Source organism: Ruegeria sp. SAZD013 (genome assembly GCF_059612525.1).
Window position 1 is genome coordinate 93,102 of sequence record NZ_JBXWQT010000019.1, and the last position, 14,753, is coordinate 107,854.

Consider the following 14,753-nt stretch of genomic DNA (forward strand, 5'->3'; position numbering starts at 1 on the left):
TGTGATCCGGGGCGTTCAGACAACCGGAGCGGCGGGTCACCTGCCGCTCCTCACGAACAGCCCCGGAACGGGCAGGCATGAGGAAACGCGCTGATGCTGGATGCGGCACAAACCACTGACGTGCAGGCGGAAACCCTGCTTGAGGTCAATAATATCGAGGTGATCTACAACCACGTGATCCTCGTGTTGAAAGGCGTCAGCCTGAGCGTTCCAAAGGGCGGCATCACAGCGTTGCTGGGCGGCAATGGTGCGGGCAAGACAACCACGCTCAAGGCCGTATCGAACCTGCTGCATTCCGAACGCGGAGAAGTCACCAAAGGTTCGATCAAGTATCGCGGCCAGAACGTGCATGAAAGCGACCCGGCCGATCTGGTTGAAAAGGGTGTCATTCAGGTGATGGAAGGCCGCCACTGTTTCGAGCACCTGACCGTCGAAGAAAACTTGCTGACCGGCGCCTACACCCGCAAAGACGGGGCGGCTGCGGTCCAGCGGGATCTTGAGATGGTTTACGCATATTTTCCCCGGCTCAAGGAACGCCGCCGGTCGCAGGCAGGCTATACTTCGGGTGGGGAACAACAGATGGTTGCCATGGGGCGGGCCTTGATGTCGCGGCCCGAGACGATTTTGCTGGACGAACCCTCAATGGGTCTTGCTCCGCAGCTGGTCGAAGAGATTTTCAGTATCGTGAAGGACCTCAACGAAAAAGAGGGCGTGTCCTTTCTGCTGGCAGAGCAGAACACCAACGTCGCCCTGCGCTTTGCACATTACGGTTACATTCTTGAATCCGGGCGTGTCGTGATGGATGGCCCGGCAGCCGACCTGCGTGAAAACCCGGATGTGAAAGAGTTTTATCTGGGCATGTCCGACGAAGGCCGCAAAAGCTTTCGCGATGTGCGGTCCTATCGTCGTCGCAAAAGGTGGCTGTGAGCGGATGGAGGATATGGCTATGACCTATTTCGACGCACTCGAAACACGCTCGGCAGACGAACGCGCCTCGGACCAGGCCAGGGCACTAGTGGAGCAGATCAAACGCGCGATGTCGGCCCCTGGATTTGCGTCGCATCTGTCAGAATCAGACACTAATAAGGTAAAATCAGTTGAAGATTTGCCGACATTGCCGGTTCTGCGGAAATCGGACCTGACCAGAGCACAGGCCAAACGTCCCCCGTTTGGTGGATTTACAGTGAAACCGGCGCGGCATTTCCATCATGTGTTCCAGTCGCCGGGACCGATCTATGAGCCGGGCAGCACTGATCACGACTGGTGGCGCATGGGCCGTTTCCTGAATGCCGCGGGTGTTGGCGCAGGGGACATTGTCCAGAACTGTTTTGGGTATCACCTAACCCCAGCCGGTATGATCTTTGAAAATGGCGCACGGGCTGTCGGCGCGGCTGTTCTGCCCGCAGGAACCGGACAAACCGAGTTGCAGGTGACTGCCGCCCGCGACGTTGGCTGTACGGCCTATGCAGGCACGCCGGATTACCTGAAGGTCATTCTGGACAAAGCCGACGAGATGGGCGTTTCACTGCATTTCTCGAAAGCCGCCGTTGGCGGTGGGGCCTTGTTCCCGTCTCTGCGACAGGAATATGCTGACCGGGGTATCTCGTGCCTGCAATGTTACGCGACAGCGGATCTGGGCAATATTGCTTATGAAAGCGCCGCGATCGACGGGATGATCATCGACGAGCACGTGATTGTCGAGATTGTTACACCGGGAACCGGAACTCCGGTGGCGCCGGGTGAGGTGGGTGAGGTCGTGGTAACCTCACTCAACCCCGATTACCCGCTGATCCGCTTTGCGACGGGCGACCTGTCCGCCGTGATGCCGGGAATTTCTCCTTGCGGTCGCACGAACACCCGGATCAAGGGTTGGATGGGGCGTGCAGATCAGACAACCAAGATCAAAGGTATGTTCGTGCGTCCGGAACAGGTTGCCGCTTTGGTCGACAAGCATGAAGAGATCGTCAAGGCTCGAGTCATTGCCACCCGTCAGGGCGAGATGGATTCGATGACTGTCCAGATCGAAAGCACAGGCGGGGATGATACGGCATATGCTAGATCGGTGGCCGAAGTGCTGAAACTGAAAGGCGCAATCGAAGTCGTCGCTCCCGGCTCGCTGCCCAAAGACGGGCTGGTGATTGAGGATCAGCGCGTCTACGAATAGCAGTGAAAATCAGGTCTGCGGCAGTTTGTGTCGCAGATTTGTTGACCGACGCACTGGTGTTTCCGAGCATTTTGGTCGATTAAAGGCAGACCCTAAGCCTTTGCCAATCAAAAGCCGGGATGATGGCCCAGATCGACTATTCAGAAAACGGATCACGCAATCGCGGTGTACGCGGCACACGGCTGTTGGCCGCTGTCGCCTATCTTGTGGCTGCCGCGTGCCTGCTGCCCATGGTGGCCGTGGTCTTGGCAGCGGTGACCGGCGGAACAGATACGATCTCGCACCTGATGGACACGGTGTTGCCCGGCTATACCGTGACGACCCTGATCCTTGTGGTTCTGGTTGCGGCGGGTACGTTCAGTATCGGCACGGGCGCTGCCTGGTTGGTGACGATGACCCGCTTTCCCGGTGTCAGGATCCTTGAGATCGCGCTGGTCTTGCCGTTGGCCTTTCCGGCGTATGTGCTCGCCTATGCGTACACCTTTTTTCTGGATCATCCGGGTATTGTTCAAAGCACCTTGCGAGATGTAACGGGCTGGGGGCCGCGCGACTACTGGTTCCCTGAAATCCGCTCGACCGGGGGCGCGGCGGTGATGCTGATTCTGGTGCTTTACCCCTATGTCTACCTGCTGGCACGGGCTGCGTTCCTGCAACAAAGTGCTACGGCGTTTCTGGCGGCGCGGGCGCTGGGCAACAACCCATGGCTGGCGTTTCGGCGCGTCTCGCTGCCGATGGCGCGCCCGGCAATCGCCGGTGGCGTGCTTCTGGCCATCATGGAAACCATCGCCGATTTCGGAACCGTGTCGTATTTCGGTGTGCAGACCTTTGCGACCGGGATCTACACCAGCTGGTTTTCCATGGCCGACCGAGCGGCGGCGGCGCAGCTGGCGTGGTGCCTGCTTGTCTTTGCACTGATCATGGCTGTGGCCGAGCGCACCCAACGCGGTAAGGCAAAATACTATCAGGCAGGAAAGAAACATGCTGCCCAACCGGCGGAAGATCTGACCGGTCTTCGCGCCGTCGCGGCATTCTTGTTATGTACGATACCCGTTATCTTCGGGTTTCTGCTGCCCGTTATCATACTGGTCGAGATGGGTTTGGAATCGGAACAGAACCTGCTGTCGCGGCGCTATATCGGTTTCATCCAGAACTCGCTGACCCTTGCCGGCACGGCCGCGGTCGTCACTGTCTTTGCGGCGATCTGTGTCGGGTTCTTTCAACGTCTGAGACCCGGGCGCGCGTCGTCTGCGACGGCCTACATGGCGCGGCTGGGATATGCCGTGCCCGGTGGCGTCATCGCAGTCGGCTTGATTGTACCTTTCGCCAGCTTTGACAACGCGCTGGATGCCTGGATGCGGCAGACCTTCGATGTATCGACTGGGTTGTTGGTTACAGGCTCGATTTGGTTGCTGGTTGCCGCTTACATGGTGCGATTCCTTGCTGCCGCGCTCAGCGCATATGAAGGGGGGCAAAGCACGGTTCATGCCAATATGGATGCCGCGGCCCGGTCGTTGGGGCAAACACCGCTGGGAACATTGCGGCGCGTTCACCTGCCCATTCTGACACCGTCGCTGCTGACTGCGCTGTTGATCGTCTTTGTGGACGTAATGAAGGAATTGCCTGCCACCCTGATCATGCGCCCGTTCAACTTCGACACACTGGCCGTACAGGCATACAGGCTTGCCTCGGATGAGAGGCTTGAGGGTGCCGCCGTGCCCTCACTGGTCATTCTGGCAGTCGGCCTGCTGCCGGTAATCCTGATCTGCCGTCAGGTTGGTCGGCGGTAACACTTGTGTTGTAAATGCCGGACAACCGCGCATCAGGCTTGATTCAAACATAATTTCCGGCAAGGCTGGCGGTATGAACATGCAGCCTCCCAACCGGTTTTCGGCAAGCGCAGCGCAGATGCCCGTGGCCTTTGACCGGCACGAGATGTCGCAAATCCTGTCCGTTTATGGACGGATGGTCGCCGCCGGAGAGTGGCGGGACTATGGTATCTCAAACCTGCGCGACATGGCGGTGTTCTCGATCTTCCGGCGCACTGCTGAGCACCCGATCTACCGCGTCGAAAAGCACCCGCGCCTGAAATCCCGGCAGGGGATGTACTCTGTCATCGGTATGGATGGCCGCATCCTGAAACGCGGCCACGATCTGCGAGCCGTCCTGCGGGTGCTGGAACGCAAGCTCATCCGGGCCGTAAACCCGGATTAGAGCCTTTTTCGCGCTGTAACAGGCCCGTCGCCCTGATCCTGAATGCGCTGGATCGCCCGGTCCATCGGCTCGTACACAACCGCCATATGGCTGGCGTTCGCATGCAAAATCATGTTGTCGCCCGAAACCCAGGCCACGTGACCTTTCCAGAACAGCAAATCCCCGCGCTGCGCAGGTGTTCCAGCTGACAGGGCAGCGCCCAAGGCTTGTTCCTGATCGCCGCTATCGCCGGGGCAGGGAATACCGCAGGCCAGCAACGCGGCCTGAACAAGCCCTGAACAATCGATGCCGAACCGGCTGTTGCCGCCCCACAGATAGGGCGTACCCAGGAACAACTCGGCCACGGCAACCGGATCGTGCGGTTTTTCTGCAATAGGGGCCATGTGAACCTTTGGGACAAAACCCAATTCGGTCTGCACAAACCGATCCGTTTCGGCAGTCGCGTGGATTTTACTTCCGAAACTCAGAGACACGAGATCGCGGCTTTTGATATCAGGGGTCAAGTATGCATGTGTTGCGGGCGCATTGATCCAATGCGTTGCAGGTATTTCCTCGGACAGGTGGTCTGTTTCCAGCCAACCAGCATATCCGTGTTTTTCTGCGACGATCCTGCTCCACCCGCCGTGGTTTTCTTTGACGTGAACCGTGTCCCCCAGCAGCAATTGACGATCACGCGGCCCGTCAGGAGCACGCAACAGGTCGACGACCGGTTTGGATACGCGGCGCTTGGTCATAATCCCAATACCTCCGGTAAGGCCGACAGCACCGCGCGTGATCCCTGACCCAGACCGCCTTTTGTGCGGCCGGGTTCATTGCTGGGTTGCCATGCGTAAATGTCAAAATGGATATAGCGGCTAGACCCTACGAACCGGCGCAGAAACAGCGCGGCGGTGATAGACCCGGCAAACCCGCCCGAGGGGGCATTGTCCAGATCAGCAATGCCGGGTTCGATCATCGCCTCGTAGGGTGTGTGAAACGGCATTCTCCAGACCGGATCGGCAGAAGTTTTGGCCGCTTGTGCCAAGGCCAGCGCGCAGCTTTCGTCGTCGGTGTAGAACGGTGCCAGATCAGGGCCCACGGCCACGCGCGCCGCACCGGTCAGCGTCGCCATCGAGATCACCAGATCGGGATTCCCTTCATCCGCCAAAGTCAGCGCATCAGCCAGAACCAGACGCCCTTCGGCATCGGTGTTGTTGATTTCAACGGTCAGGCCCTTGCGTGACGTCAGGATATCACCGGGGCGAAAGGCATTGCCTGAGACTGCGTTTTCAACGGCCGGGATCAGAATCCGCAGTTGCAGGGGAAGGTCCAGCGCCATGATCATCCGGGCCAGTCCCAGCACATTGGCCGCGCCGCCCATGTCTTTTTTCATCAGGCCCATGGAAGCGCCCGGTTTCAAATTCAGCCCGCCGGTGTCGAAACATACACCTTTGCCCACTAGTGTCAGTCTGGGGCCACTGGTGCCCCAGTTCAACTCGATCAGCCGGGGGGCCTGCGCCGCGGCCCGTCCTACTGTGTGAATCATGGGAAAATTCTGATCCAGCAGCGCATGGCCGGTGATCACCTTGCAAGACGCGCCGAACTCATTCGCCAGAACCTCGACCGCTTGCTGCAACTGATCCGGTCCCATGTCCGAAGTGGGCGTGTTGACCAGATCGCGCGTCAGAGCCTCGGCATTTGCCATGGCCTCGATACGGGCGGCGTTGATGCCATCAGGTGCAATCAATGCCGCTGACCCTCCGGTCTGGGACGCGTATCGATCGAAGACATAGCCAGTCATCAGCCAGCCAAGACACTCCATCTCCAAAAGATCCGCAGGAATGCCCGAAGCAATGCCGTAAGTGCCTTCCGGCAGCGCCATGGCCGCTGCGGCAAGGGGGAACCGTTTGCGCGCACGTTTTTCTTCGGTTCCGTAACCAGCCAGCGCGAATTCAATTGCGCCGTTCGTTGCCGGCACAAGCAGGGACTGCCCCAGAGCGCCGGAAAACCCGTTTGCTGCGACCCAGGACTGCACGCGCTCAGGCTGATCCAGAAGCCAGCCGTCCAAATCCGGCTGCGCGATCACATGAAGCGGTACGGAAGGGTCAGAGGATGGGGCGAAGGACAGAGTCATGGGCGCCTCGGCAGATTGTTTCTGTGCACAGACTAGCCGCGCATAATCTGCCCGCAACCCCTGTCAGACGGAAAGGTTCTGTTGGTCCCAGACGGCTGTCAACGACCGCTCACCAACGCGGATCAGACGTCCCAGCGTCGCGCCCGCTGCTACCGCGTCACCGGCATCGACGGCCTGCGCTACGTCACCTGCAACCCTGGCCAGAACCGTCATCCCGACCTGTTCGGAAATCGCGACCAGCGACCTTGCGCATTTGCGCAGGTCGGCCCACTTGCGCTGACGCCAAAAGCGTTCGCAGTTCGACAGGCGCACTGCCAGTTCTTCGATGGTGCGGCACAGCACATCCAGCGCGTTCTTGTCGCCCAGTTGACGGTAAAGGCCACTTAATTGATCCGAATCCAGACGGACGGATTCCTTGTGTTCAAGCGTGATTATTTTTTCCACCACATTCACCCTAATTCTGACGCCCCCACGGCGCAGGTTTGATACTGGTGGCAAATTCCATTGCAAAACCTTGCAGAGAAATCGGATAATTGCTCGAATTTTCCTAGAATTCGGTTTAGAGGATCGATCAGCGACAAGAACGGGGACACCGTAATGGAATTTGCCAAACCTTTGCCGAGCTATCTGGTCACGCGGTATCACGGCTGGAAAGCGACCACGTATTCGGAAAACCAGGTCTGGTTCAAGCGGCTGGCAGATGAAGGGCAGCGGCCCCGGGCGATGGTGATCTCCTGCTGCGACAGCCGGGTCCATGTGACTTCGATGTTCGGTGCGGATCAGGGCGATTTCTTTATCCACCGCAATATCGCCAATCTGGTGCCTCCCTATGCGCCGGACGGCGATCATCACGGTACCAGCGCAGCAATCGAGTATGCCGTCACTTCTCTCAAGGTTGCGCATCTGATGGTTCTTGGCCATTCGCAATGCGGTGGCGTTCAGGGCTGTATCGACATGTGCAAGGGTCAGGCGCCGCAACTGGATGCAAAAGAAAGCTTTGTCGGCCGCTGGATGGACATTCTGAAACCAAAATTCGAACTTGTCGCTGATATCGAAGACAGCCTCGAACAAGCCCGACAGCTGGAACGCCAATCGGTTGTCGCGTCGCTTGAAAACCTGATGACGTTCCCGTTTATCTCGTCAGCGGTCGAACAGGGCACTCTGAGCCTGCACGGGTTGTGGACCGATATCGGCGCTGGCGGGTTAGAGAGTTACGATCCCATACAGAAGAAATTCGTTCCGGTCTGACGACAGTTCATAGTGAATAAACGATGAGGAATACGGCTCTGATTCAGAGCCGTTATTTCGTATACTCCATTCATGACGTTTGAATTTGGAGCTTGCTATGAAGATGCTTAAGCGATTTCTCGCAGGGTTGTGCCTCCTTGTTTTACTGTTCATCGCAGTCTCTTACGTGTTGCCCGGCAAGGCGGAAGTGTCCCGCAGCATCACCATCGACGCCCCGGCCGCAGTGATCTTTCCGTTTGTGAATTCCATGCAAGCGACTGAGAAATGGTCCCCCTGGCTGTCACGCGATCCGGAGACGAAACTAAGCTACAGTGGCCCCGATGAAGGTGTCGGCAACAAGTTGAACTGGAGCTCTGATCACGCACAGGTTGGCAGCGGTACGCAGGAAATCGTCGAAAGCGTGGAAAATCAACTGGTCAAAACAGATCTGGACTTTGGGCAGATGGGCACGGCCTCGGCTTCGTTCACACTGAAACCCGATGGTGACGCAACCATCGTGACTTGGGGGTTCGAATCCGATCTGGGGCTCAATCCCATGTCCCGCTGGATGGGGTTGATGATGGATAAATGGGTTGGCGGCGATTACGAGCGCGGGTTGAATAATCTGAAAGTGCTGATCGAAAATAACACCTAGACCCTTCTTGAGATCGCAACATGCGTTCTGGTTTGCCCACCAAGGCAGCGGGGACCTCGCGGATCAATCCAAACGAAACCGCGCGAATTTGCCGAAGTGGTCGGATCCCATGAAGGGGCGCAGTTCGACTGTTCCGGTTGTTCCTTTTGGGAACAAAAGGTTGTCGATTGGCAAGGGTAGGTGCCAGCTGCCAAGATTATGCGTATTCAGGACAGCCCCAAAACTCTGGTTGTCGGCTGCCGCTGCGATCCGCCGGACGCTTGCGCCCCATGGAACCATGTTGAAATCCCCGGCAATCAGAACCGGGCCATCCAGATCCGCAATGCGTTCTGCAATGATCCGGCTTTGGGTTGATTGGTCGTAAGGAAAAGGCCAGCTCAGGTGGATCGATACGATCCAGACCAAAGACCCGTCCGGGGCTTCGACTTGTATTCCGACAAGACCATGACCTTTCAGGCAGAACCCGGACCCTTCGACAATCGGCAAAGTTGTCAGGATGGCAACGTTTTGTTCGGAACGAAACTCACAGATCACCTTTTCGGGGTAATGCTCGAACAGGTTGCTCATGTATTCGCGGTTGTGACTTGAGACTTCCTGCAACGTCACGATCTGAGCATCGGATGCTATGATGTCGTCGGCCAGCGAATACCGCGGCCACGCCCTGCTCATGAGGTTCTTTTGATACAGGGTCAGACACGGACCGTCGCAGTCCTTGGGCGGGGCGGCGAAACTGGTTGCGATTGATCCGACAGCAACAGCGGCAAAGGCCAGGGTCACCAAAGCAAGGTATCTGGCGCGCATATACAGCAGGATCGCGGCACACGGCAAAAGCAGAACGCCGGCTTGCGGGCGGAAAAGCGCAAAGGAATCTCCCACCGCCAGGAATTGCCCAGAAAAGCCGATGAGGATAAGCCCGACCAGAATGCCTGCACATCCAATGATCAGGTATTTTCCAATTCTGCGTTTGGTCGAAATTCCCATACTATACCTCTGATGCCCTGTGCAGGACACCACCTGTTGTCTGTTCTGGCCCATCCGTCGCGTTCAGGTCCGTGCTTAGCTGGCAAGCACGCCTGAATTTGTCAACAGGTCGGCAATTTGGATTGCCGTCAGCGCTCTGCCGAAGCTTGGGGTCCAGTCGGTGCCTTGATGGGTGCGGCTGATGAAATAGACGGCAAAAGCCGAGCGTCTTTGGAAACTACCTCAGGTCCATCCCCTCAGGCCAATTCAATTCAAGGTTCAAGGTGATGTTTGCCTTTTGATCGGGGGCAATATCCATCTCCCAAGCCAGAATTCCGCGTTGGTTGTCCACATTCTCTTCATTCGGGCGTGGATTGGCGTTCCACGTGATTTCCAGATCGTCCTGCTCGGAATATGGAACCCGGTCCAAAAGGCGCAACGGCCAGGTTTGGTCCGTCAGGTTTTCAATGCTGATTTCAGCCTGTTCGACCCGTTGATTGGACCGCGAAATAATCCCGGTGTCACCGCTGCTGCGGTTCAGGATCTGTCGGGAAAGTGTCAGACCATGGATGGGGCCAAACCCCATCTCGATTTCTTCCCGAGGACCAATTTCCTGCGAGTCTCCGGCAGCAACCAGAACATCGTCTACAAACCACCGTGCGGCAGCAGACTCCAGAAGCCTCTGATCCATTGGGTTGGTGAACCGAGCGGTCCGATACGCCGTGTCATCGCGCCAGGGCACGCCAAGCGCAAAAACCTCGGCAGATTGGGTGATTGCGTCCAATGCGACCTCGGTAATCTCATAACCAGTGGAAACCGAGATGAGATTTGGCAAAGTGTAAGTGATGCCGGTGCCTTCTACTGACGAGGTCAATATCGTGCCAATGGATGTCTCTTCCACCACAACAGGTGCCTCGACAACCGCTTCTGCCAATTTCCCGAAATTTCCCTGTTCTGGTTGCGGTTGCGGTGTTTCGCGTATCCAATGTCGAAATGAAGGCAGCCACGATGCAGCGTTCTGTCCAGTTGGGGCAATGGTCGACACATGCATCGTAACATCGCGCCAGTTTTCACCGGTGTCCTGCGTGATCAGGAGGTTGCGGTCGATCCGAACTGTGGGCGCGTCGCCGGTTGCCAAATGAAACTCGTATCCCGGCGACCATTCTGCGGCATAGGAGTCGATGTACGACACGGTCAAAGCACCTTTTGTTGCTGTTTCGGCGGTCACGTCGATGGCAACGAATACATGGTCATCAGCTTCGGGGATCAGTGCTGCCAGATCAGCTTGAGCAATCAACAAATCTTCTTCCAGCTGTTCCAGTTGCCGTTCGACACCTCGGGCTTCGATTTCAGCCGTTTGGGCTTCTTGCTCGGCGCGCAGAGATTCCTCGGCAATCATGCGGGTGATCTCACGCAGCGTGTTTGGGTCGGCAGGCAGACCTTCATTCTGTCCCAATTGACCAAGAAACAATAAGGATTGGCGTGCAGCCTCGGCGCGTAGACGGGTGGCTTTTGCCTTGTCAATGACAGCAGTGATCTGATCTTCGATGGCTTCGATCCGGTCCTCGGCCTGCATTACAGCTTCGCTTTTGCGGTCCTGTACCGGAAGGTTCTCAAAGCGCCGCAGCAACGCGGTTTGTGTCAGGCCTTCGGTCAGAACCTGTATTGAAAACAGCTGATTTTCGTCACGTGCGGGAATACCCTGCAAGATCAAACGATGTTTGCCAGCAGGAATTTCGTAGGCTCCTGTGCGGATAATGTCGGCTCCTCTGGGGTAAACCGTGACCTCACTGACTTTGGTGTCGATCAAAAATGTTTCAGCATGCAGGACGGTGGGCGCAAGGGCCAGAAGGTAAATCAGGGGTCTCATAATCACTCGCGGAAATCAGGTGTTATATTCCCGCAAAGGTTGCAGCCTGAATGGACGACTGCAAGCACAAAAAAGGGCCGCCTGCAAAGGGCGACCCTTGGGGGTTTTCAGCTTCGCGAGCCCTCAGCCCTTTTTCAGGACTTCCCGGCCCAGCAGTTCGGCGATCTGAACCGCGTTCAGGGCGGCACCCTTGCGCAGGTTGTCGCTGACGCACCACAGGTTCAGACCGTTTTCGATGGTCGAATCCTGGCGGATGCGGCTGATGAATGTGGCAAAGTCGCCTGCGCACTCGATGGGCGAGACGTAGCCACCGGCTTCGCGCTTGTCGATCACCATGATGCCCGGCGCTTCGCGCAGGATATCGCGGGCTTCGTCTTCGTCCAGAAATTCCTCGAACTCGATATTCACGGCCTCGGAATGGCCGACGAAGACCGGAACGCGGACGCAGGTTGCGGTGACCTTGATCGACGGATCGACGATCTTCTTGGTCTCGACAACCATCTTCCACTCTTCCTTGGTCGAGCCGTCTTCCATGAAGACGTCGATCTGCGGAATGACGTTGAAGGCGATCTGTTTCTGGAACTTCTTCGGAGCGACTTCGGTGGTTGGGTTGTAGACGGCCTTGGTCTGATCCCAAAGCTCATCCATACCTTCCTTGCCGGCACCCGAAACCGACTGATAGGTCGACACAACAACGCGCTTGATCTTGGCGCGGTCATGCAGCGGCTTCAGCGCGACAACCATCTGCGCGGTCGAGCAGTTGGGGTTGGCGATTATGTTCTTGTTTTTGTAGTCGTGGATCGCCTGCGGGTTACATTCCGGCACGATCAGCGGAATCTCCGGGTCATAGCGATAGAGCGACGAGTTATCAATCACCACGCAACCCGCCGCCGCCGCTTTTGGAGCGTAGACTTTGGTCGCCTCGGAACCCACGGCAAACAGCGCCATGTCCCAGCCGGTGAAATCGAACGTGTCCAGATCTTTGGTCGTAAGGGTCTTGTCGCCAAAGCTTACTTCGGTACCCAGCGAGCGACGGCTTGCCAGTGCGGCAAGTTCATCAACCGGGAACTGGCGTTCAGCCAGAATGTTCAGCATTTCGCGGCCCACATTACCCGTGGCGCCGACGACTACGACGCGATAGCCCATTTCATGTCTCCAAAGTTAAGGACGCGCGTTCATAGCCGCGTTGCGGCGAAGAAAAAAGGGCTATCAGCAGGGTTTTCAACGACTGATGCTGAATTCAAGCGGTTCAATCGTTCAAAAGTCGTTCATATAGCGCAACCAGCGTCTTTGCTTCGCCCTGAATGTCAAAATTCTGCTCGACATGGGTGCGGGATGCCTGACCCGCTTGTGACAGGGAATCATTGTATTTCAGCATCTGGGCAATCGCCTCGACCAAGGCGGGAACATCATCGGGGGCCACCACCTTGCCAAAGGATGGATCAGTAATGATCTCGGAGAACGCACCGACATCTGTGGCTACAACCGGAACACCGCAGGCCATTGCTTCGAGTGGGGTCAAACCAAATCCCTCCCACCTTTGTGGCGCAACAAACAGGTCCAGAACCTGATACCATTCAGCAATCTGATCTACGGTCACCTCGGGCTTAAAAAGGATGCGATCAGACAAGCCAGCTTTGGCGACTTTAGTCTTCAGTTCGGCCAGAAATGCGGTGTGTTTCTCGGTTGCCCGGCCCATGACGATGCCTGACACTGTGTCGAACCGCCCGCACACGTCAATCATGGCGTCGACAAAGGCATCCGTGCCTTTTTGGTGTCGAATACGGCCGAAACACCCTAACAGTACCCCATCCGGCAGCCCCAGTCGGGCACGGACAGTGGCCTTGTCTGAAGGTGGAACAAAGTCCTGGAGGTTAATGCCATGCATTACCACCTGTGAGTCTCGCTCAAGATACCCTGCGGTTTTGCGCGAGGTTGCAACGACAGCATCCATCTTGCCGATCAGCCATTTGGTATAGCCTGTGTGCGGCCTTTGGGACGCGCTTGTGAACAGCATTTTGAGTTTCAACCGGAACACATTGCGCAGGATGAGCCCCAGCAACATCTCGGTGTTGCGGCGTGCGTGCCAGACCCGCCTTTTACGACGCGACAGGAAAGGCAGTCGACCCAGCGGGATGTGCGGCGTGTCGGCGGGCAGACCTGGTCCAGTGGCGGCAATGTCGATCCATTGCGCCTGCAGCGGAACCAGCCTTGCTATGGTCGCTGTTACGCCCGACAGTCTGCGTTTCAGATTTGGGGCTATGACAACGGGGTCGTTCAACGGACTCTCCTGATGGCTGCGTCAATCCACACTATCCCGGCTGAATAGATAGATCACGCAACCAATGGCAAGGGTAACCGCAAAAAACCCGAATATTGCTGTGTACGGCACGGTTGATCCGTCTTGCACGGTGGCTGCGTGAATACGCCCGGTGACGAATTGAGCAATGCCAACGCCGCCGATGCCGAAAAGATTCAGCAATGTCACACCACGCCCCACCAGATGCGCAGGCACGAAGGCCCGGCCATGAGCCATGATGACCGGAAAGCTGGCACCGGTAAAGCCGATCACGGCCATCAGCAGGACGGACAGCCATATTGCATTATCAATCCACAGGCAGAGCAGGCCCAGCGCAACTGAACCCAAAGCGTTGCCAGCGAAAACCACCCATTTCCGGGTGCCAAAAATACGGTCCAGTGGTCCGTAGACAAAAGTGCCCGCAATCATGGCCGAGCCCATGATCAGCGTTGCGGTGCCGATCTGAGTGGAACTGAGGTCGAAAACGTCATTCAGGTACGGCCCGGCCCACAGCCCGCGCAGCGCTGCAGCGGGGGCGTAAGCAACCAGCATCAGGGGCAGGATCAGCCACAAGGCAGGCTCCTTCAGCAGATCCAGCAGCGATCCCTTGTGTTCTGTTTCGACCTTCGCAGGGTCGTGAACAGTCAGCCAAAGGCCCAATGCGATTGCGGCGGACACCGCGGCAAGCCCGACCATCGTACCGCGCCACCCCATCCATTCCACGGCAAGCGCGGTTGGATAAGAAGCCACCAGATTTCCAACGGACCCTGCGCCCAGCATCACGGCCGCTAATGTAGCAAACCGCGCCGGAGGGTATTCGCGTGCAAAGATATAGTAGGAGGCCATAAGGACCGGAGAGCACCCGACACCGATCAGGCCCATGGCTATGCTGATGTGCAGGGGCGTTGTTGCGGCTGCGAAAACCGCCGCCCCACCTGCCCCGCCCACCAGAAGCAGCGCGGCGGACGTGAGGCGGGGCCCAATCCTGTCCAGCGCCCATCCGACCGGGATCTGCATGACGGCGAACACGATAAACCAAAGACCGGAAGCAAAGGCCAGATCTTCGGGCGCGGCACTAATGTCACGCTCCAGATCCAGGCTGAGAACCGCAAGGAAAGCACGGAAAAACTGGCTGAGCACATAGCCCAGGCATAAAACCACCAAACCTGCCTGCATATTCAGCCCTTTCCTGCTCGTCCGAGGGAAATGCTTGGCACGCCGTGATGCAACGCACAAGCCTGTGTATATTGTTTC

The 14,753-nt window shown here is 57.3% G+C and carries 14 protein-coding genes; 6 read left to right on the top strand and 8 right to left on the bottom strand.

The window, feature by feature from the left end; genetic code table 11:
- Positions 1-93 precede the first annotated feature (93 nt).
- The 4 genes from AC2FLU_RS05525 to AC2FLU_RS05540 all read left to right on the top strand — a co-directional run bounded on the left by AC2FLU_RS05525 (position 94) and on the right by AC2FLU_RS05540 (position 4,375).
- Positions 94-927 carry an ABC transporter ATP-binding protein gene (locus tag AC2FLU_RS05525; protein WP_480482435.1) on the top strand — a complete coding sequence of 278 codons (834 nt, stop codon included), beginning with the start codon at positions 94-96 and terminating at the stop codon, positions 925-927.
- 19 nt (positions 928-946) lie between these two features.
- On the top strand, positions 947-2,164 hold the full coding sequence (locus AC2FLU_RS05530; protein WP_480482433.1) for a phenylacetate--CoA ligase family protein: 1,218 nt from the start codon (positions 947-949) through the stop codon (positions 2,162-2,164).
- Positions 2,165-2,286: 122 nt separating this feature from the next.
- Positions 2,287-3,951: an ABC transporter permease gene (locus AC2FLU_RS05535; protein ID WP_496811902.1), complete on the top strand. Its 1,665-nt coding sequence runs from the start codon at positions 2,287-2,289 to the stop codon at positions 3,949-3,951.
- A 73-nt stretch (positions 3,952-4,024) separates the two neighbouring features.
- A complete protein-coding gene (locus tag AC2FLU_RS05540; protein ID WP_480474332.1) occupies positions 4,025-4,375 on the top strand; it encodes a DUF2794 domain-containing protein in 351 nt (116 codons plus the stop codon).
- Here the strand turns inward: AC2FLU_RS05540 and AC2FLU_RS05545 are convergent.
- The 3 genes from AC2FLU_RS05545 to AC2FLU_RS05555 form a co-directional block, all read right to left on the bottom strand.
- Entirely contained in the window at positions 4,372-5,109 is a 738-nt protein-coding gene (locus AC2FLU_RS05545; protein WP_496808948.1) for a C40 family peptidase, read from the bottom strand. The two genes, AC2FLU_RS05540 and AC2FLU_RS05545, sit on opposite strands and share 4 nt — an antisense overlap.
- On the bottom strand, positions 5,106-6,488 hold the full coding sequence (locus AC2FLU_RS05550; RefSeq protein ID WP_496715140.1) for a leucyl aminopeptidase family protein: 1,383 nt from the start codon (positions 6,486-6,488) through the stop codon (positions 5,106-5,108). Before AC2FLU_RS05550 ends, AC2FLU_RS05545 begins: the two co-directional genes overlap by 4 nt.
- A 63-nt stretch (positions 6,489-6,551) precedes the next feature.
- A complete protein-coding gene (locus tag AC2FLU_RS05555; RefSeq protein WP_480554433.1) occupies positions 6,552-6,941 on the bottom strand; it encodes a hypothetical protein in 390 nt (129 codons plus the stop codon).
- A gap of 144 nt (positions 6,942-7,085) precedes the next feature.
- On the opposite strand from AC2FLU_RS05555, the gene AC2FLU_RS05560 reads away from it, so the two are divergent.
- Both AC2FLU_RS05560 and AC2FLU_RS05565 read left to right on the top strand, forming a co-directional pair.
- Complete coding sequence (locus AC2FLU_RS05560) at positions 7,086-7,736, top strand: carbonic anhydrase (protein ID WP_480474329.1); 651 nt, start codon at positions 7,086-7,088, stop codon at positions 7,734-7,736.
- A gap of 97 nt (positions 7,737-7,833) precedes the next feature.
- Entirely contained in the window at positions 7,834-8,370 is a 537-nt protein-coding gene (locus AC2FLU_RS05565) for an SRPBCC family protein (RefSeq protein WP_480554343.1), read from the top strand.
- Positions 8,371-8,433: 63 nt separating this feature from the next.
- Here the strand turns inward: AC2FLU_RS05565 and AC2FLU_RS05570 are convergent, their stop codons facing one another.
- The 5 genes from AC2FLU_RS05570 to AC2FLU_RS05590 form a co-directional block, all read right to left on the bottom strand.
- Positions 8,434-9,351 (bottom strand): endonuclease/exonuclease/phosphatase family protein, encoded by a 918-nt coding sequence (locus tag AC2FLU_RS05570; RefSeq protein WP_496808947.1) that lies wholly within the window; start codon positions 9,349-9,351, stop codon positions 8,434-8,436.
- A gap of 217 nt (positions 9,352-9,568) precedes the next feature.
- Positions 9,569-11,200 carry a DUF4139 domain-containing protein gene (locus tag AC2FLU_RS05575; protein WP_496808946.1) on the bottom strand — a complete coding sequence of 544 codons (1,632 nt, stop codon included), beginning with the start codon at positions 11,198-11,200 and terminating at the stop codon, positions 9,569-9,571.
- A 123-nt stretch (positions 11,201-11,323) separates the two neighbouring features.
- A complete protein-coding gene (locus AC2FLU_RS05580) occupies positions 11,324-12,346 on the bottom strand; it encodes an aspartate-semialdehyde dehydrogenase (RefSeq protein WP_480474325.1) in 1,023 nt (340 codons plus the stop codon).
- 103 nt (positions 12,347-12,449) lie between these two features.
- Positions 12,450-13,481 carry a glycosyltransferase family 4 protein gene (locus AC2FLU_RS05585; RefSeq protein ID WP_496808945.1) on the bottom strand — a complete coding sequence of 344 codons (1,032 nt, stop codon included), beginning with the start codon at positions 13,479-13,481 and terminating at the stop codon, positions 12,450-12,452.
- A gap of 21 nt (positions 13,482-13,502) precedes the next feature.
- The gene (locus AC2FLU_RS05590; protein WP_480474323.1) at positions 13,503-14,675 is read right to left on the bottom strand and encodes an MFS transporter; all 1,173 of its coding nucleotides are present in this window, start codon (positions 14,673-14,675) and stop codon (positions 13,503-13,505) included.
- Between the last annotated feature and the right edge of the window lie 78 nt (positions 14,676-14,753).